The sequence below is a fragment of the Chitinibacter bivalviorum genome (assembly GCF_013403565.1).
In the GTDB taxonomy this organism is placed as follows: domain Bacteria; phylum Pseudomonadota; class Gammaproteobacteria; order Burkholderiales; family Chitinibacteraceae; genus Chitinibacter; species Chitinibacter bivalviorum.
Genome location: NZ_CP058627.1, coordinates 672,348 through 691,126 on the forward strand (window position 1 = coordinate 672,348; position 18,779 = coordinate 691,126).

Sequence of the window (18,779 nt, forward strand, 5' to 3'; positions counted from 1 at the left end):
ATTTACTGTGCAATTGTAGAATGCCTTGTTAAGATGAATTTGATATCTTGATGTCATAGTCCTTACGACTTATCGCGAGAGATTTCTGTACTGTTTATTTACTGGCAAGGAGCAAACTGATGTCTAATCAAATTGATTCGCTACTGATTGATGAAACGAAAGATGCATTAAAAGAAACTGCACAGTTGATCGAGGCTGCAGCCAATGCCAACGGTGAAGAAGCAACTGCGCTGTATGCCAAAATTGCCGAAAATTTGCGTACTGCTAAGCATCGCTTGGTCGAGCTTGAGGGCAATGCACTTGAAAAAGCTAAAGTGGCGGCCAAACAGACGGATGAATATGTTCACACTCACCCATGGCAGGCCGTAGGCATTGGTGCCGCAGTAGGCTTGCTCGTTGGCTTTTTGGTGGCGCGCCGTTAATGAGTATGGGTTCTTCCATGAGAGAAGCATTGGGTGGCTTAATCGCCACCCGTTTCTCGTTATTTGGCCTTGAATTGCGTGATGAGCTTGACCGAGTGGCGATGATGGTGGGCTTGGCCATTGCCGCGGCTTTTTCCTTGGTGATGGCGCTGAGTTTTCTAAGTCTTTCTATCTTGTTTGGCTTTTGGGCTTACCGGATATGGGTGTGCGCGATTGTGGCGGTTGTTTTTTTGGGCATTGGGGCTCTTACCTGGCTCAAAGTGCGCCAATTGATGAATGCAGCGGCCGATCCTTTTCCATTTACGAGTGAAGAGTTTGCTAATGATCGCAAGTTGATTGAAGCGGCGTTTACCACGCCTAGTCGTAATTCGGAGGCCGAATAAATGGCCAATCAAACCCGCGAACAAAAGAAAATGCAGCTAGTGTATCGATCGCAATTGCATCGATTGCAACTGGAAACCCGTTTGCTGGAGTCGCGACGTCCAATCAATCTGGCCAGCTCGTTTATGGGCGGTGTGGCATCTTGGAGTATGTTGAGCAAACTGGCGGGCAATCTGGGCAAGATTCACCCTGCTTTGGGTCGATTGGCGCAAGGCATGAAGCTGATTGGCGTTTTGCTGGCCGTTGCACGGATGATGCGTAACAAATAAACCGAACACCGTGGGCTTGCGTATAATCATGCGACCCATGGAGTGAATGTTGCATGTTCAAATATCTAGAAGATTTCGTCGGAAATACCCCGCTTGTTAAGCTAAAACGGCTGCCGGGCCAAACTACCAATACCATTCTGTTAAAGCTTGAAGGCAATAATCCCGCCGGTTCGGTCAAAGATCGACCCGCGCTGTCGATGATTCGCCACGCCGAGGCGCGCGGCGATATCAAACCCGGTGATACCTTGATCGAAGCCACTAGTGGCAATACAGGCATTGCCTTGGCGATGGCTGCCGCGATGATGGGTTACCGCATGGTGCTGCTGTTGCCTAAAAACTCTAGCGTTGAACGGATTCAAACGATGAAAGCCTACGGGGCTGAAGTCATCTTGACTGAAGGTATGGAAGACGCGCGTGATCGTGCTGACGCCATGGCCAAGGCGGGTGAGGGTCTGATTTTGGATCAATTTGCCAACCCTGATAATCCACTGGCGCATTTTGAAACCACCGGCCCAGAAATCTGGCGCGATACCGCCGGAACGATTACGCATTTTGTCTCCAGCATGGGTACGACCGGTACGATTATGGGGACGCGCCGCTATTTGAAGCAGCAAAACCCAGATGTGAAAATTATTGGCGTTCAGCCTTGCGATGGTGCGCAAATTCCGGGCATCCGGAAATGGGCGCCAGAGTACTTGCCAAAGATTTGCGATTTCTCGCTGATTGATCAAGTGATGGAAGTGAACCAAGCCGATGCCGAAGAAATGACACGTCGTTTGGCGCGCGAGGAAGGTATTTTTGCAGGTATTTCATCTGGCGGGGCATTGGCAGCCGCTTTGGCACTGTCTGCTACGGTAGAAAACGCGGTGATTGTAAGTATTGTGTGTGATCGTGGTGACCGCTATCTTTCGACTGGGGTTTTTCCCGCATGAGCCCTGCATCGATAGAGATTTTAGGCCTGCTGGCTGGCACCTTAACCACGATCTCGTTCGCGCCCCAGGTCTGGCAGGTCTGGAAAAGCAAATCTGCTAAAGATATTAGTCTGGGCATGTATAGTTTATTTGTGCTGGGTGTTGCAATGTGGCTGGGGTATGGCTTGCTAGTCGGCTCTGCGCCTGTCTATCTGGCCAATACCATCACTTTAATCTTGGCCGGAGCTGTGTTGGTGATGAAAGTTATCTTTGATCGCCGAGACCGCCAAAAGCCACCACAGGATCAGCAATGACACCCGTTGATTTGCATTGCCATTCCAATATTTCCGATGGGTTGTTGCCGCCTGATCAAGTGGTGCGCAAAGCGCACGCTCGAGGCTGCCAATTGTTTGCACTAACAGATCACGACGATACGCGCGGCTTGGCGCTGGCCAAAGCGACAGCCGATGAATTGGGGATGCCCTTTATCAATGGCGTTGAAATATCGGTGAGCTGGGGTAAACACACGCTGCATGTCGTTGGACTGGGCTTTGATGCTGAAAATGAAACACTGCTCGCCGGTTTGGCGCACGTGCGTTCAGGTCGAGCCGAGCGTGCGGAGCGTATGGCGGCGGCACTGGAAAAACTGGGGATTGAAGGTATTTTGGCAGGCGCACGCCGCCATGCCGACAACCCTGAAATGATTAGCCGCTCACACTTTGCTCGTTTTCTAATCGAAACGGGCCGCTGCAAAGACATGAAAGCGGTATTTAAAAAATTCATGGTGCGCGGCAAGCCTGGCTTTGTCGAGCATGAATGGGCGCGACTGCACGATGCCATTGATTGGATCCGGGGCGCGGGTGGCGTCGCGGTGTTGGCGCATCCGGGGCGCTACGATATGGGCAATGAAACGATGCGCGTTTTGCTCACCGAGTTTAAACGCTTGGGTGGCGAAGCGATTGAAGTGGTCTCCGGTAGTCACGGACATGCTGATGTGGGGCGTTTTAATCATTTGGCCAAAGAATTTGGCTATCTTTGCTCGAGTGGCAGCGATTATCACGCCACTGGTGAAGGCGCACGTGAGCCAGGTTTAAATGCCGACTTGCCTATTGGTTGCGAGCCAGTCTGGGCGCGCTGGGCGCCTGATTTGGGGCCCGTGGTTGCCAGCCCTGTTTAATCAATCGATCTATTTACTAGAAAAATCACTATGTCGCAGTTTTTCTCGATTCATGCTGAAACACCGCAAGCGCGTTTGATCAAACAGGCGGCCGATATTATTCGCAAGGGCGGATTGATCGTGTATCCGACCGATTCATGCTATGCGATGGGCTGCTCGCTTGATAATAAAGATGGGCTTGAGCGGATTCGCAAAATCCGCCAACTCGATGAAAAGCACCATTTCACGCTGGCCTGTAGCGATTTGTCGCAATTGGGTAGCTACGCCAAGGTGGATAATCGCACTTTCCGTATGCTCAAAGCCGCCACGCCGGGTAGCTATACTTTTATTTTGCAAGCAACCAAAGAAGTGCCGCGTCGTGTGTGGCACCCGAAAAAGCAAACGGTGGGCCTGCGTGTACCTGATCATCCCGTCGCGTTGGCGCTGCTGGAAGAATTGGGCGAACCAATGCTCTCCACCACGCTGATGTTGCCAAATGAAGAATACCCAATGACCGACGCGTGGGAAATTCGCGATCGACTCGAGCATGATGTTGATTTGGTGATAGAGGGGGGCTACTGCGGTACTGATCCAACGACGGTGGTGGATTTGTCGGATGATTATCCAGTAGTGTTGCGCGAGGGCAAGGGCCCATTAAGCCCATTCGGTTTATGATGACTATTAGATTGTTCACTTTGAAAAATTAATAATAATTCGCCGATAGCGAACATAGCGCAAGCATGAAAAGGAAGTAATGGAACTGAATCTGATTCAAAATATCGCAATCTGGGCTTTGCCCGTGTTATTCGCGATTACCGCCCATGAAGCGGCTCACGCGTATGCAGCCAAGAAATTTGGCGATCCGACTGCGTTTTTGCTGGGACGTATGACATTTAACCCCATCAAACACATTGATCCGATCGGCACCATTGTATTGCCGCTGCTCTGTGTGCTATTGCCCGGTGGTTTTTTGTTTGGCTACGCCAAGCCGGTCCCCGTTAATTTTGAAGCCCTGCGCAATCCTAAGCGCGATATGCGTTGGGTGGCCGCAGCGGGGCCATTGGCAAATTTAGCGATGGCCATTATCTGGGCTTTGATATTCCGCTTTGCAACTGGTGCTTTGGATGGCAATGCCTTTCAATTGCCTTTGGCCTTAATGGCGCAAGCGGGTATTCAGATTAATGTGGTGCTGATGGTGTTGAATTTATTGCCGATTCCGCCGCTCGATGGCGGGCGTATTTTGGTTTCAGTATTGCCCAACCATTTGGCGTATAAAGTATCTCGCGTTGAGCCTTATGGGTTTTTTATCTTGATTGCCTTGTTGGCGACTGGCTTGCTCGGCAAAATCTTGGCTCCGTTTATGCATCTGGTGATGGGTTTTATCCAATTGGTGTTGTGAGTTAAATCATAAAGGGGCGTGTGATGAGTGATAAGGGACGTGGTGGAGTCTGGTTGCCGGTAGCCTTGATTGTCATTGGCTCGGGCTGGTTAATGCACCGCTTGGAGATATTCCCCAGCGTAAATTGGATTGTGATCTTGGCGCTGCTGGTGTCTGGTTTTGCGGTGCTTTTGCTTGAAGGGATCAATAAATCGAGCATCGTGATTGGCCCCATGCTCATTGCTGGTGGAGTGACGACTTTTTTTCAGCAACAGTATGATTTGGCCCGCTCGGTGCAGATCCCTTTGCTTTTGATTTTATGTGGATTATTAATGCTATTGGCGCGTTCAAATAAAATTGCGGAGCCTCCGCCCAAACCTTGGGAGCGTGCGCAGCAATCGCGTACGGTTAAGCAATTGCCTGAGCAGGAGTAAACATCCTGCCGATGCAGCGCCCCTGATCTAGTTAGCGCAAAAATAAAGCCATGAGCACGCTCATGGCTTTTTGTTTCTATTTTGTTTTTGGCGGTATGGATTTAGCCGTGATAAGTTTAATTTTTCAGCCTAGCCTGCTTTGAATGCTTATATTGAAGCATCGGATCACTTTGAAGTAGAGATATGTACCGTTATTTATTATTGGCGTACTTATTCATGCCTGCCAGTGCCTGGGCGGCACAAAATCTGGTACTGGTTAGCGATCCATGGTGTCCAGTAGCGTGCGCAGCTTCTGCGCCGCGACCAGGATATATGGTTGAAATAGCTAAAGCTGTTTTCGAGCCGGCTGGTTATCGGGTTGACTATCAGGTCGTTCCTTTTGCCCGAGCCGAAATGATGATTAACAACGGCGAGGCGGCAGGTTTTCTCGGGGTTTTAAAGTTGCCAAAGCGTCAACACTGGGTATTTCCTGCCTCTGCGCAAGCCACATCCCGTGTCTGCTTTTATACGCGTCCTTCCGATAGCTGGACTTACTCAGGGGACAAATCTCTGCATAAACTTAGCTTGGGTACGATCCGTGGTTACAGTTATGGCGCTGAAATTGATCAAAAATTGGCTCTGAGTAATGTCGATGAAGTCGGAGGAATTGATGCATTCAAACGCAATGTCAGCAAATTGATGGTCAATCATCTGGATGCAATCGTCGAATATGAGCTGGTCGCTCAATACCAATTTCACCAAGCCAAAACGCAATTGCGCAATGCAGGCTGCGGGCGGACCAATGATTCGTTGTATATCGGTTTTTCACCAAAGCGACGGGATGCGAGGGAGTTGGCGCAATTGCTGGATGAGGGGGTAAATGCACTGCGCAAGAGTGGGCAGCTAAAGCAAATACTACAATCCTATGGGGTAAGCGATTGGGTAGTAAAATAGGGTATAGCGTTCTGTGCTTTTATTTTATTAGGGTTTGGATTGATACCCTGAAAAAAGCCCGCAATTGCTCGCGGGCTTTTTTATTGCTTATACTTTTACGCAATCTACATAGTAGAGGGTGCCGCCAGTTCCTTTTTCCGCAACCAAGCCGTGAGTGTAGGTCTCAAAGCCTGGGAATTTGCCGTTAAAGGCGCGGACAAATTTGAGGTAGTCAACGATGGTTTTGTTGAATACTTCACCAGGCACCAAGAGCGGAATGCCCGGTGGATAGGGGGTCAACATGACGGCGGTGATACGGCCTTCGAGTTCATCGAGTGGTACGCGCTCGATTTCTTTGTGTGCCATTTTTGCAAATGCTTTCGATGGTTTCATCGCTGGCACGATGCCTGATAAATACATCTCGGTCGTCAATTTGGCCACGTTGTTTTCGCGGTAGATGCCGTGAATTTGCTGGCAAAGGTCACGCAAGCCGATGCGCTCGTATTGAGGGAATTGCACAACGAATTCCGGCAATACGCGCCACAGCGGTGCATTCTTGTCGTAGTCGTCTTTGAACTGCTGCAAGGCCGTTACCATCGTGTTCCAGCGACCTTTGGTAATACCGATCGTGAACATGATAAAGAAGGAGTATAGGCCGGTTTTCTCAATCACCACGCCGTGTTCAGCCAGATACTTCGCTACGATCGCCGCTGGAATACCCTGATCGGTAAAGTCGCCGTCCACATTCAAACCTGGGGTCAGAATGGTAGCCTTGATTGGGTCTAGCAAGTTAAAGCCTTCGGCGATGTCGCCGAAACCGTGCCAATTTTCACCCGCTTTGAGCATCCACGCATCGCGGTGATCCAGACCTTCATCGGTCAAATCATCGGGGCCCCACACTTTGAACCACCAGTCGCTGCCGTATTCTTCATCGACTTTACGCATTGCACGACGGAATTCCAGCGCTTCAGACAGCGACTCTTCAACTAGCGCTGTACCGCCAGGCGCTTCCATCATCGCCGCCGCCACGTCACACGAGGCAATAATCGCGTATTGCGGGCTGGTTGACGTATGCATCAAATATGCTTCATTGAAAATGTCGCGGTCCAGCTTATTATCGGTCGCATCTTGCACCAAGATTTGCGAGGCTTGCGAAATGCCAGCCAGCAATTTATGTGTCGATTGCGTCGAGAAAATCATCGAGTCTTTACAACGTGGGCGATCTTCGCCGATCGCATGGTAATCGCCGTAAAAGTCGTGGAATGCCGCGTGCGGCAACCAAGCTTCGTCAAAGTGCAGCGTTTCAATCACGCCATCGAGCAGGCCTTTGATTTCTTCGACGTTGTACAGCACGCCATCGTAAGTTGACTGGGTAATCGTCAAAACGCGTGGCTTGATATTTGGGTTTTCGGCCAATTTTTCACGGCAGAATGGGTTGGCTAGCATTTTTTGGCGGATTGATTCTGGCTCGAATTCGCTGCGTGGAATCGGGCCGATAATGCCGTAGTGATTGCGCGTCGGCATCAGGAAAATCGGCACCGCGCCCGTCATCATAATGGCGTGCAAGATCGATTTATGGCAGTTGCGATCGACCACGACGATATCGCCCGGCGCAACCGTTGAGTTCCAAACGATCTTGTTCGATGTTGAGGTGCCGTTGGTCACGAAGTACAAATGATCAGCGTTAAAAATGCGCGCCGCATTGCGCTCAGACGCCGCCACTGGTCCGGTGTGATCGAGTAACTGGCCGAGCTCTTCCACCGCGTTACACACGTCAGCGCGCAGCATATTTTCGCCGAAGAACTGGTGGAACATCTGGCCGACAGGCGATTTCAAAAACGCCACGCCACCCGAGTGACCCGGGCAGTGCCATGAATACGAGCCATCTTGCGCGTAATTGGTCAACGCACGGAAGAATGGTGGCGCTAAGCTATCGAGGTAAGATTTTGCTTCACGAATAATGTGGCGCGCCACAAACTCGGGGGTATCTTCGTGCATGTGAATGAAACCGTGCAGCTCACGCAATACGTCATTGGGTATATGACGTGCGGTACGGGTTTCACCATACAAATAGATAGGAATATCAGGGTTGCGGCGGCGAATTTCGGCCACAAAAGTTCGCAAATGTTCCAGCGCATTTTGGGTTTCTTCAACCGAACCACCGCCAAATTCTTCATCGTCGATCGACATGATAAAGCCACAAGCACGGCTTTGCTGCTGCGCAAAAGAGGTTAGGTCACCATAGCTGGTGTAGCCCACCACATCCGTACCCTCGGCCTCAATCGCGGCTGCCAATTCACGGATACCGGAACCGCTGGTGTTCTCCGAGCGGAAGTCTTCGTCGATGATGACGAGGGGGAAGTAAAAGCGCATGGTGGTTTCAATCTCAATTTAAATAACCAAAAGGAAAGGACAATGAAAATGTTTCATTGTCCTTGGCCTATTTTATCTCAAACAATATTGCAGCGTTGACTTGATTTTCCTATTCTATGGCACACATGTGACCCCATCTCCCCATGCCATCGCACCATATAAGGTTCCAGGTTTAAAGCCGGCTTGCCCACAAAAACCACTATTGGGACCTGTCACGCAGGTATAGTCTTTGCTATTAAGTGTTACCACTTGCCCTGCCGAATAAGCTGGGGTTTTATCAACATATGGAATGCCAACGCATTTAGTTGGTGCTGGCGTACTTACCGGAGCCCCTAAGCCAAGTGAAGTACTTCCTGTACCTATGTATGTGCTTGTAGTTAGTAATTGCTTCTCACCAAGTGCATTAGTCCAGCATACATTGACTGAATAATGTTTTACGCCATTTGAACCTGCTATGTCGTTTGCTTTCCAGTAGGTGTAAAACGCACTTGTGGAGCAATCGCTTGGTGTTGTCACTGCACCACTTGTAAGTGTTGCAGCGCCTTTAGTTCTGGCATTTTCAATATATCGTTGTGCGATAGCAAGTGCTTTTGAACGATCTCCCGCATGATTGACACTACGATATAAATTGCCAGTAAATCCAGAAAGTCCCAATAAGCCTATCGATAAAATGGCAACGGATACAAGCACTTCAATTAGGCTAATTCCTTGTTGATCAGTTTTGCTTGGCATTAGAAGTCTCTCCAGGTGCCGCTACTAAAATTGGCGGTGAGAGTTGAACCACTTGGAAGTCTAGCCTTTTTCGCATCAGCCACTACATCCCAAGACAATTGACCAACAACATCTCCAGCGAATGCTGCAGAGCCGATAATTTTCATTGAGCCGGCCGCTGTTGATTTTGCATTCCCATAAACATATAAAAAACCGTCAAAAGTTGAAGTTCCCCAACTCATGTTTAAGTCACCTTCTACAACTAGGGTAAGTCCATTGGGGTATTTAACTGGATCTGCGCCTAAGGCGGGCGATGGTGACGCATTGATACTGAAATTACCGCTGATAACTACCGTCGTTTTGCCTGCACAGACTCCACCTCCAGCTAAAGCCGTGTTTAGATCAACCTGGTCTTTATCTCCAGTCAGTACGCAAGTTGTTGCTTCAGCTTTGAAGTCAGACATGCTTTTATTGAAGTATTTCTTAAAGTGATTGTCTTTGCTAGGGTCGCTTTGAATATTGTATTTTGGGTTGTAGCGATCCGCGCTGCCATTACTAGAGCAACCAGTACCTGTTTGGCAGCCTGTTATATCGTCGGTAGTACCTACGCCACTATTGGTAGGTACACTTCCCAAACTTAAACCGCAATTGAATACACTATTTGCAGGGTTTCCTGAAATATTGGTGGTGCCATGAATACTAGGGCCATTCACACCTTCAAATTTACCATTGATCTCCATCGGACAAATTTTGCGCTGGCCAATTGTAAATTCGGTCATTACAAATGCATCAGAATAAGTACATGAGTCGGCGCAGCCACGACTAATCAATACAAAGCGTGGAGGGACACCAGGCGTTGCGGAGGTTATTGAATATAAATACACAGAGTATTCTTGTTTTTGTCCATTTAGGTCTGTACCATCGCTTGCTTTTGCCAAAGCCAACGCTTCGCTTTTAACTGGGATTAGGCCGCTTAAGCTAAAGTTGTGTACATATGTATCATTGGTATTGTTTAAATACCCTTTGTTATTAATTTTTGCTTTGTTGTCAAATGCAGATTTAAGGGTCCAGTCGCTTCCTCCTCCTGTGGGAGGGTCAAAATAGATTTTATAATTTTTTGTGTCGTCTGAACTTGAAATGATTCCCATGAAATTTTCTAGGCCAGATTGTGCTGCTTCTAATGCGAGTGATTTCTTGTATGCATTTGCGCTGGTTTTTTGTTCTATAATGATAGAGCGATTAGTGTAAAGAGTCATCAAACCCAATACAATCAAAATTACAATAGAAACTAATAGCGTTGCTACACCACGTTGTGTATGTACTCGAATTGGTATTGATTTAGCGTTCATAATTTAAGAGCCCGAATTCGCAGTTGTTTTAGTCGGCATATTTTGCAGGACGATTTGCTCTTCTAGTGCAAAAGTAATTTTTGCATCATTATTTAATTCGCCTTGAATTGTTATCCGGAGTAGTGGGCGGTTGGCGTCGTCTTCAATGCTTGGCTCAAATACGGTTATTTTATTGTTCGAATCCATCGTAAGTACTGCCCAATTTGAATTTGTCGCTGCATCTGCGGGGCAGGTGGTGATTGCCGTGGATTTATTGGTATACATATACAATCTATTGTTATCTAGAAGAAATCCACCGACACGTAATAATCCTCTCTCGTCGATGTAGCTATAAAGAACGCAATTCTCCTTGCTCAGTGTCCCATTAGTTTTTCCAGTATAAATATTGGAAACGGTTGCGGCACTCCCATAAGGTTTGTAACCAGCGCGCCGCAGATCGCGTTGAATAAAATCGGCTGTTGATTTTATTTCTTGCTGTAATTTGCTTTGAGATAGCATGTTGCTAGAGGTTTTTAGATTGCCGAGAAAAAAAGTAAATGCTCCACCTATTATTAATAGACCTAAAGCTAAGGAAACTAGAATTTCCACCAAGGTGAAGCCACCTTGGTTTTTCTGGTGTCTAACATGCATTTGGATAACCTGCTATTTTACTTGTGCCAGATGAGCTTAAACAAACACTGCCGATTACTGAGAGAGAAGTTTTTATTTTGCCTACATTACTTTGCTCAATATCTAAAATTTGTGTCGTAGTTAGTGATGAAACTCCATCTTTGTTTAAAGGTAGGCCTCGTACTGGGTCAAATGCAATTTCATCGAAACTTGTTGATGTTTTGGTGAAACTAACATTACTAGGGCTGCCTACTCTTTTAATCTCACAAAAATTAGCATCACTCGGAGATGTTTTTGTGCAGTCACAAATAGTCGTTTTGTTACTTAATCCATAGCATGTAGATTCAACGTGTAGTCTAACCATTTTATTAGTACGAATAGCTTCAGACCTGGCAAAAACAAGATCTTGTGCGAGATTCTCAGCGATTCCCTTTAGTCGAGTCTGATTAAGGAATAATGTGAGATTCGGAATTGCTATGGCAAGAACAATACTCAATAACGCAATCGTGATCATCAATTCAGTCAAGGTAAAGCCAGATATTGTGGTTTTAGTCACTTATTTGCTCCAGCAGCCAGATGCAGGGGAGTATGTCGTATTGCCATTCGTAACCCCAATTGATAATGTTGTGCAATTCGTATCATTGGCTTGAGATTTGCTTGTATCAGCGACCGCTTCAATACAATAGCTAGTCCCATCTGGTGTACCAGTGCAATTGGTACCATTAAAACCTACAATTGTGATGTCGTAATATTGATTGTCTGATTTGATAGTTTTAGTCGAGGTATTACCAGTAATCATGGCAAGACCATTATTTGCACAAGTTGCATCTCCCGATTTGCTATCAAATCGATCGGTATAACAGGTGTTGTTGGCTCTGAATTTTTCCATTTGCTGCTGAATTTGAGCTAATTTTGTCGTTGCGTCTGTCCGGCGGGATTTGCGTACATAATCCTGATATGACGGGATTGCAATCGCTGCAAGTATGCCGATGATTGCGACGACGACCATCAGTTCAATTAGAGTGAAGCCTTGGTGTTTGTGCTGCATATCTCTTTCCATCCTTATATATTTCTAATTTTCGCTATCGTAAGGTTCATTCCTTACATTGAGCAAGTCTGAATGTCCTTCTTCAGCAGAGCGGTCGCTATGCGCAGATAAGCGGTTGTTTTTGAGGTTTAAATTGGTATCCTATTTGAGCCGAGTTTCAGGTGAGCGGCTCGATGTAGTCGATCATGCACCGCAAGCCATTCCTTACTTGTGGGGGGTAATTCCAAGAGAAGTACATTAAATCCTGCTAGGTCAAGATGACGGAGGGTGGCATAGAGTGTTTGTGCATATGATTCAGCGTTTTGTGGCATGGCATAGCATTGTGCATTGAGCCAATTGGTCTGCTCGTGTTCTATTGACTGGTAATGTAGTAATGCGATGTTTTGTCCTTGGGCCAGACGTTGTTGAGCTAGTGCATGAAGTGCAAGCAAATCGCCTGTAATAAGTTGAGTTCTTGGAGCATAGTGCGAGTCAAGTAAGCCAGAAACACGTTGTTTGGCACTGTGCTGATTGGTGTGATGTTCTAGGCTATCGCCCAGTACCGCTTCGATGGCTTCTCGCGACACGCCACCGGGGCGAAGTAATTTGGGTTTGTCGCCCACCAGGCTCACAATCGTCGATTCAACGCCCACATCGCAAGCGCCGCCATCAAGGATTAATTGCAGTACTTCGGGGCTAAATTCGCTGCGCACATGATCAAACGTGGTCGGACTGACATGGCCGAATTGATTGGCGCTCGGCGCGGCAAGTCCACCGCCAAATTGCTGCAGTAATTCATGCGTGATCGGGTGCGCTGGCGCACGCAGACCCACCGTGTTTTGCCCGCCGGTGACCGAGTCTGATACATGCGGCTGGCGCTCTAAAATCAGCGTGAGCGGGCCGGGCCAGAAGTGCTCGGCCAGTAAATACGCCTCGTCGGGGATATTTTGCGCCCAATCGGCCAGTTGCTCAGCACCTGCAATATGCACAATGACTGGATGGTCGGCAGGGCGGCCCTTGGCGGCGAAGATTTTGGCGACGGCAGCGGGCTGGCTCGCGTCAGCAGCTAGGCCGTACACGGTTTCGGTCGGAATCCCAACGAGTTCGCCAGCACGCAATAGGTTCAGCGCGGTGTTGATTTGTTCGGTGGTCATGGCAGGTGAGCGGCTTGGATTCATCGTTGACGGCAAAACTGATTGATTTAGCAGGCAATTATAACATTGCATGGCCTGCATGCCGTGATCGAGTCTGTGTGGCTGATTTTATAGATCAAAATATGATGGGTATGTGCTTGAAATCTATATTTTGTTTAGATTTTAAGCATATACCCAGTGAGTGTGTTGATGGTGGACGGTTTAGAGGTAGAGCATCGTTCGGCCCACCTCTTTGGCGATCGCCTCATTTTTGAGTAAAGCGACCAGCTCCAGCGCAAATAAGCCGGCGGTGCCGGCGCCGCGTGAAGTGGTAATGAGTCCGTCGGTGACGACGTTGTAAGCGGTGATGTTGGCGCCACCGTCGAGTAGCGTGTTTTCGCAGCCAGGAAAGCAACAGGCGTTTTTATCCTGCAATAAGCCGATTTTTGCTAGCACCATGGGCGCGGCGCAGATCGCTGCGACCCGTTTGCCCGCACTGATTTGCGCTTGTAGCCGAGCATGTAGATCGATATGTGCGAGTAAAGCCTGCGTGCCAGGGCCGCCGCCTGGCAAGACGATCAGCTCGGGCGTTTGGCCTGCAACTTGATGAAATGGCGCGTCAGCATGAACGGAAATTTGATGTGCGCCTTGAATTTGTGTGCCCGCAGTCAGAGAAACCATTACCGTATCGATGTCGGCGCGGCGAAGTACATCAACGATGGTGATGAGCTCGACTTCTTCAAAGCCGGGGGCGACATAAACATGAACAGTCATGATTCTCTCCTAATGCATGGTGGGTATAGTCACGAAATTAATATTCATACTAAATTACGCGCTAATACCAACATGGGGTATGGGTTCGACTTAATAGATGGGTAAAGCCATAAATAGCTTAATCACAATCGCGTTGGCGATATCAATAAAGAAAGCGCCGACCATCGGTACCACGATAAACGCCAAGTGTGAAGGGCCAAAGCGATGCGTGACCGCCTGCATATTGGCGATGGCCGTCGGCGTTGCACCCAAGCCAAAGCCGCAATGACCTGCGGCCAATACCACGGCATCGTAGTTTTTGCCCATGACGCGGAAAGTCACAAAGATGGCGTAGGCCGCCATGGCCGTTGCTTGTACCACTAAAATCAGCAACATCGGCAGTGCCAAATTGGCCAGCTCCCACAGCCGTAAACTCATCAGCGCCATCGCCAGAAAGAGCGCCAAACTCACATTACCCAAAACTGAAATTTCGCGATCAAAAACTTCGTACCAGCCCAGTACCGACAGCACGTTGCGCAATAAAACACCATTAAATAACACGCATACAAAGGTCGGCAGCTCAAACATGGTTCCCGCCAGCGTTTCTGCCAGCATATGGCCGCCAGCCAGACTCAGTACGATCAATGCGAGCGATTCGATAAAGGAATTTACCGTAATCAAGCGGGTCGCTTGCGGCTCTTCAAACATGCTCGGTGCTTGATCTTGATTATGCTCAGCACCGGGTGCGGCTACTTTTTTGAGCAAAATTTTCGCTACCGGGCCACCAATTAAGCCACCCAATACCAAGCCAAAAGTCGCGCAGGCCATCGCCAATTCGGTCGCGCCCGCTATGCCAAACTGCTCACTAAATACTTTGCTCCACGCAGCACCTGTGCCATGACCGCCAGACAGGGTAATTGAGCCGGCGAGTAAACCTAAATGATTTTCAAGCCCAAGCAATTTGGCCAAGCTAATGCCAATGACGTTTTGCATGAGCAAAAGCCCCAGCACGACAAACAGGAACTTAATCATGATATTGCCACCGGCGCGCAGGCTGGCGAGGTTGGCGGAAAGGCCAATCGTGGCAAAAAAGGCCAGCATCAAAGGGGTCTGGATGCTGGTGTCAAATTTGACGCTAACCCCAGCCACTTGCTGAGCGAACAGCATCATCAGTGCAACCACTAGGCCGCCAGCCACCGGCTCCGGAATAGTAAATGCCTTCAATGGTGCGGTTTTATCGACCAGAACTCGACCAAAGAGTAAAACGAGTGAGGCGGCAACCAGTGTGCCGTAGGTGCCTATGGTGATGAGGTTGGTGCTCATACGTTCTCCGGTGAGCGGTGTTTGATGATGTCCACTTCTAGTATGAAACAATAAAAAATGGCTTGCGCATTGTGCAAGCCATTTTAGGTTAAATGAGTAAAACTAAGCTGTTAAATAATTGGCTTGTGACGGCGAATATTATTCAATTGCCGAGGTTTATGCCTCTAAAGCCAGCAATTCCGCCACAGTTTGACGACGACGGATTTGCGAAATGAGCTCGCCATCGATCATCACTTCGGCAATCAGCGGTCGAGTATTGTAGTTACTCGACATACTGGCACCATACGCGCCGGTGTCGTGCAAGACCAACCAATCGCCAATTTCCGCGCTTGGCAATTCACGTGGCGTCACCACGCCGCCTTCTTCTTGGGTAAATACATCGCCTGATTCACACAATGGGCCAGCCAAAACCGTGCCGCGCGTTTCGCCTTCGGCTGCGGCACCATTGGCACGCAACAAGCTGACTTCGTGATAGCTGCCGTACATGGCTGGGCGCATCAGATCGCTAAAACCGGCATCAACGAGGACAAAATGATTATTGCCAACGTCTTTTTTTGCGCGGACTTCGGCGATCAATTTGCCACTTTCTGCCACCAGGAAACGGCCCGGCTCGATTTCAAGATGAACAGGGTGGCCTAAATGCGCGGCAATTTCATTGCGCGCTGCGTCCCACAAGCTAAAGTAATGCGCGGTGTCGATGGTCTCACCGCCGACGCGATACGGAATCGACAAGCCACCACCGGCGGAAATCGCACGGATATCGCGGCCAGATTCTTTCACCTGCGCCACCATTGCGGCGCACACATCTTGTAAGTGGCTGTAATCCACGCCCGAGCCGATGTGCATATGCAGACCAACCAAGTCGAGCTCGTATTTGGCGATCAGCGCTAGCGCTTCAGGCAATTGCTCATGCCAGATGCCGTGTTTACTTTGCTCGCCGCCCGTATTGGTTTTTTGGCTGTGGCCGTGGCCGAACCCGGGGTTAACCCGCAACCATACGCGATGGCCACGATGTGCTTCACCGAGTTGTTCCAGCATTTGCGGGCTACCGCAATTGACTTGAATATCGAGCTCAACCACGCGCGCCAAGGTGGCGTGATCCAGCAGATCGGCGGTGTAAACGATGTCATCACAATGGAGGCCAGTTTGAAAACCTGCCGCCAGCGCTCGCTCGATTTCGCCCAAGGATACCGAATCTACCTTCACGCCTTGCTCGCGCATCAAACGCAAAATGTGGATGTTTGAGTTCGCTTTTTGCGCAAAACGAATGGTGTCGAACATTTTGAGCTGGCTAATGCGCTCGCGAATGGTCGCAGCATCATAAGTCCAGACTGGGGTGCCGTATTGTTGGGCGATCTGCGCGATTTGTGAGCCGTTGATGGGTTTCATAGTGATCCTGATTTATTTTCTATTGTGAATTTGATGTTGCTATTCAAACAGAGCGGGCAAACATGGTAAAACGATAAATTCTTGCCCTACAGCAATTTGGCTTATGTTTGATTACAAATTACTCGAAGCACTCGATATGGTTTTGCGTTGTGGCAGCTTTGATGCGGCGGCCAAGCGACTGCATTTAACGCCGTCGGCCATTTCGCAGCGCATCCGTCAGCTTGAAGAGCGGCATGGTGAAGTGCTACTGCGGCGTGAAAATCCAATTTGCGCGACCCCCAGCGGTGAAAAGCTGCTAGCGCATGTGCGTCAGGTGCGCGCGCTGGAGGCTGAATTGGGCGAGCAATTGGCGGAAGATCTCGATGAACAAGGCGCAACACAAGCATGGCGTACGCTGCGCATTGGCGTGAATGCCGATAGCTTGGCGCTGGGCTTAATGCCCGCACTATCGGGTTTATTGTCCGCGCAAAGATTATTGCTTGAATGCGTGGTGGATGACGAAGCCTATACGCTTGATTTGCTGCGGACTGGTGAAGTATCTGGGTGTATTAGTACGCAATCTAATTTGGTGGCGGGCTGTGGCGTATTACCATTGGGGAGTATGCAGTATATTGGCGTTGCATCGCCGCAGTTTGCTGCGCTGCATTTGGGCGAAAAACTGGATGCTGAGCGCTTGGGCAATGCACCGGCTGCGGTGTTTGGTTATAAGGAAAGCCTGCATCGTCGCCTGCTGCGCGAGCGTTGGGGTTTGTTGGAAGGGCAATATCCTTGCCATGTGATTCCTGAAAGCAATGCGCTATTTGCTGCCGCGCTGGCTGGTTTTGCTTATGCCGTTGTGCCGCGTCAGCAGGCGCAAGTGGCCTTGGCATCTGGCGAGTTGGTCGAAATTGCGGCCTTTTCCCATGAGGTGCCACTATTTTGGCATCACTGGTCGCGCCAAACGCGGCCAGCTCAATTATTTAGCCAAGCATTAATGTCTTTTGCTTCAACTCATTTAGGCCCGTCCAACATATGAACAGCGCTCCCATAGTCGTATTTTTAGATCGCGACACTTTGCCGGTGCCGCTCAAACCCATTAGCTCGCCGCACCGTTGGCAAAGTTTCCCTCACAGCACCCCCGAGCAAGTGATCGAGCGGCTGCAAGGGGCGAGTGTGGTCATTACGAATAAAGTCGTGATCACGCGCGAGATGATCGCAGCGCTACCTGAGCTGCGTTTGATTGCGGTTGCTGCAACGGGCTTTAACATTATCGATGTCGCCGCAGCGCGTGAGCATACGGTAGGGGTGTGTAATATCCGAGACTATGCAATACATGGCGTTGCAGAGCATACCCTGATGCTGATGCTGGCGCTGCGCCGACAATTACTCGCTTACCGCGCGCGCTTGTTGGCAGGTGAATGGCAAAAGGCAGCAGGCTTTTGCTTATTTCCTGAAAGCGCAGCCACCGCATCACATGATCTGGCGGGCAGCCGCATGGCGATCATTGGTTCGGGCGCGCTTGGGCAGGCGACGGCAAAATTGGCGCAGGCCTTTGGGATGCAAACTTATTTTGTCGAGCGCAAAGGGGCTGCACAGGTCCGCGTTGGCTATCTGGCTTGGGATGAGGCTATTCAAACCGCCGATGTGATCAGCCTGCATTGCCCGCTGAATGATCAAACTCGCAATTTGATCGGTGCTGCTGAACTGGCGCAAATGAAAACCAGCGCCATTGTGATCAATACCTCGCGCGGCGGCTTGATTGATGAAGCCGCTTTACTCCAGGCGCTGCAACAGGGGCAAATCGCGGGTGCTGGGCTCGATGTGCTGATCACCGAGCCGCCTCGTGCTGGCAATGCTTTGCTTGATATTGAGCTACCCAATCTAATCATCACGCCGCATGTGGCTTGGGCGAGTGTCGAGACGATGCAAACGCTGGCAGATCAATTGATCGATAATGTGGATGGATTTTTACAAGGTCAGCCGCGTAATTTACTCTAAGACTGTGAAATTGCCATTTGCAAAGTTATTAAGAAAAAGCGTGGAGATCCGCGCTTTTTTTGTGGCTGTGTAAATCAATAAGGCATTGTGCAACTTCATTCACATCAATCGTGAATAAGAAAATGTATAGGCTGTGAGTAAGTGAATTAAGTCACTGGCGCAATAGGCTTTTCTTGCTCTGCCTATTTTTTAGTCTATTGTGCCGACTTATCCCTGCTTATGCCCGTTATGGCAGGATAGTTACTTGGGTAAGGTGTGGGTAAGTGATTTAA

22 protein-coding genes are annotated in these 18,779 nt (G+C 49.2%); 12 read left to right on the forward strand and 10 right to left on the reverse strand.

The features are described from left to right. Positions 1 to 119: 119 nt before the first annotated feature. The 10 genes from HQ393_RS03075 to HQ393_RS03120 all read left to right on the forward strand — a co-directional run bounded on the left by HQ393_RS03075 (position 120) and on the right by HQ393_RS03120 (position 5,884). Complete coding sequence (locus tag HQ393_RS03075) at positions 120 to 422, forward strand: ElaB/YgaM/YqjD family protein (protein ID WP_179357399.1); 303 nt, start codon at positions 120 to 122, stop codon at positions 420 to 422. Between the two features lie 17 nt (positions 423 to 439). Further along, positions 440 to 805, forward strand: coding sequence for a phage holin family protein (locus HQ393_RS03080; protein WP_179357400.1), 366 nt, complete (start codon positions 440 to 442; stop codon positions 803 to 805). After that, positions 806 to 1,072, forward strand: coding sequence for a hypothetical protein (locus HQ393_RS03085; protein ID WP_179357401.1), 267 nt, complete (start codon positions 806 to 808; stop codon positions 1,070 to 1,072). Between the two features lie 53 nt (positions 1,073 to 1,125). Continuing rightward, positions 1,126 to 2,004 (forward strand): cysteine synthase CysM, encoded by an 879-nt coding sequence (gene cysM / locus HQ393_RS03090; protein WP_179357402.1) that lies wholly within the window; start codon positions 1,126 to 1,128, stop codon positions 2,002 to 2,004. Then, the gene (locus tag HQ393_RS03095) at positions 2,001 to 2,297 is read left to right on the forward strand and encodes a SemiSWEET transporter (RefSeq protein WP_179357403.1); all 297 of its coding nucleotides are present in this window, start codon (positions 2,001 to 2,003) and stop codon (positions 2,295 to 2,297) included. The genes cysM and HQ393_RS03095 overlap by 4 nt, the downstream gene beginning before the upstream one ends. Next, on the forward strand, positions 2,294 to 3,160 hold the full coding sequence (locus HQ393_RS03100; protein ID WP_179357404.1) for a 3',5'-nucleoside bisphosphate phosphatase: 867 nt from the start codon (positions 2,294 to 2,296) through the stop codon (positions 3,158 to 3,160). The genes HQ393_RS03095 and HQ393_RS03100 overlap by 4 nt, the downstream gene beginning before the upstream one ends. 30 nt (positions 3,161 to 3,190) lie before the next feature. Beyond that, positions 3,191 to 3,814 carry an L-threonylcarbamoyladenylate synthase gene (locus HQ393_RS03105; RefSeq protein WP_179357405.1) on the forward strand — a complete coding sequence of 208 codons (624 nt, stop codon included), beginning with the start codon at positions 3,191 to 3,193 and terminating at the stop codon, positions 3,812 to 3,814. A 79-nt stretch (positions 3,815 to 3,893) separates the two neighbouring features. Further along, complete coding sequence (locus HQ393_RS03110; RefSeq protein WP_179357406.1) at positions 3,894 to 4,538, forward strand: site-2 protease family protein; 645 nt, start codon at positions 3,894 to 3,896, stop codon at positions 4,536 to 4,538. 23 nt (positions 4,539 to 4,561) lie between these two features. Then, on the forward strand, positions 4,562 to 4,951 hold the full coding sequence (locus HQ393_RS03115; RefSeq protein WP_179357407.1) for a hypothetical protein: 390 nt from the start codon (positions 4,562 to 4,564) through the stop codon (positions 4,949 to 4,951). A 216-nt stretch (positions 4,952 to 5,167) separates the two neighbouring features. After that, positions 5,168 to 5,884 carry a substrate-binding periplasmic protein gene (locus HQ393_RS03120; RefSeq protein ID WP_179357408.1) on the forward strand — a complete coding sequence of 239 codons (717 nt, stop codon included), beginning with the start codon at positions 5,168 to 5,170 and terminating at the stop codon, positions 5,882 to 5,884. 87 nt (positions 5,885 to 5,971) lie between these two features. Here HQ393_RS03120 and HQ393_RS03125 read toward each other — a convergent pair whose 3' ends face one another. From HQ393_RS03125 to lysA, 10 genes are all read right to left on the reverse strand, one after another. Then, positions 5,972 to 8,236, reverse strand: a complete 2,265-nt coding sequence (locus HQ393_RS03125; protein ID WP_179357409.1) for an arginine/lysine/ornithine decarboxylase — start codon at positions 8,234 to 8,236, stop codon at positions 5,972 to 5,974. A 114-nt stretch (positions 8,237 to 8,350) separates the two neighbouring features. Next, on the reverse strand, positions 8,351 to 8,968 hold the full coding sequence (locus HQ393_RS03130; RefSeq protein WP_179357410.1) for a type IV pilus modification PilV family protein: 618 nt from the start codon (positions 8,966 to 8,968) through the stop codon (positions 8,351 to 8,353). Beyond that, complete coding sequence (locus tag HQ393_RS03135) at positions 8,968 to 10,296, reverse strand: pilus assembly PilX family protein (RefSeq protein ID WP_179357411.1); 1,329 nt, start codon at positions 10,294 to 10,296, stop codon at positions 8,968 to 8,970. The genes HQ393_RS03130 and HQ393_RS03135 overlap by 1 nt, the downstream gene beginning before the upstream one ends. Before the next feature lie 3 nt (positions 10,297 to 10,299). Further along, positions 10,300 to 10,926 carry a PilW family protein gene (locus HQ393_RS03140; protein WP_179357412.1) on the reverse strand — a complete coding sequence of 209 codons (627 nt, stop codon included), beginning with the start codon at positions 10,924 to 10,926 and terminating at the stop codon, positions 10,300 to 10,302. After that, positions 10,916 to 11,461 carry a GspH/FimT family pseudopilin gene (locus HQ393_RS03145; RefSeq protein ID WP_179357413.1) on the reverse strand — a complete coding sequence of 182 codons (546 nt, stop codon included), beginning with the start codon at positions 11,459 to 11,461 and terminating at the stop codon, positions 10,916 to 10,918. Before HQ393_RS03145 ends, HQ393_RS03140 begins: the two co-directional genes overlap by 11 nt. Then, positions 11,462 to 11,953 carry a type IV pilin protein gene (locus HQ393_RS17585; RefSeq protein ID WP_179357414.1) on the reverse strand — a complete coding sequence of 164 codons (492 nt, stop codon included), beginning with the start codon at positions 11,951 to 11,953 and terminating at the stop codon, positions 11,462 to 11,464. Between the two features lie 128 nt (positions 11,954 to 12,081). Then, the gene (locus HQ393_RS03155; protein WP_179357415.1) at positions 12,082 to 13,110 is read right to left on the reverse strand and encodes an L-threonylcarbamoyladenylate synthase; all 1,029 of its coding nucleotides are present in this window, start codon (positions 13,108 to 13,110) and stop codon (positions 12,082 to 12,084) included. Between the two features lie 177 nt (positions 13,111 to 13,287). Next, entirely contained in the window at positions 13,288 to 13,839 is a 552-nt protein-coding gene (locus tag HQ393_RS03160; protein ID WP_179357416.1) for a DJ-1 family glyoxalase III, read from the reverse strand. Between the two features lie 90 nt (positions 13,840 to 13,929). Beyond that, the gene (gene gltS / locus HQ393_RS03165) at positions 13,930 to 15,141 is read right to left on the reverse strand and encodes a sodium/glutamate symporter (protein WP_179357417.1); all 1,212 of its coding nucleotides are present in this window, start codon (positions 15,139 to 15,141) and stop codon (positions 13,930 to 13,932) included. A 156-nt stretch (positions 15,142 to 15,297) separates the two neighbouring features. Next, the gene (lysA, locus tag HQ393_RS03170; RefSeq protein WP_179357418.1) at positions 15,298 to 16,530 is read right to left on the reverse strand and encodes a diaminopimelate decarboxylase; all 1,233 of its coding nucleotides are present in this window, start codon (positions 16,528 to 16,530) and stop codon (positions 15,298 to 15,300) included. 103 nt (positions 16,531 to 16,633) lie between these two features. On the opposite strand from lysA, the gene HQ393_RS03175 reads away from it, so the two are divergent. Together HQ393_RS03175 and HQ393_RS03180 are read left to right on the forward strand one after the other, a co-directional pair. After that, positions 16,634 to 17,545 (forward strand): ArgP/LysG family DNA-binding transcriptional regulator, encoded by a 912-nt coding sequence (locus HQ393_RS03175; protein ID WP_179357419.1) that lies wholly within the window; start codon positions 16,634 to 16,636, stop codon positions 17,543 to 17,545. Further along, positions 17,542 to 18,507 (forward strand): D-2-hydroxyacid dehydrogenase, encoded by a 966-nt coding sequence (locus HQ393_RS03180; protein ID WP_179357420.1) that lies wholly within the window; start codon positions 17,542 to 17,544, stop codon positions 18,505 to 18,507. The genes HQ393_RS03175 and HQ393_RS03180 overlap by 4 nt, the downstream gene beginning before the upstream one ends. Positions 18,508 to 18,779 lie beyond the last annotated feature (272 nt).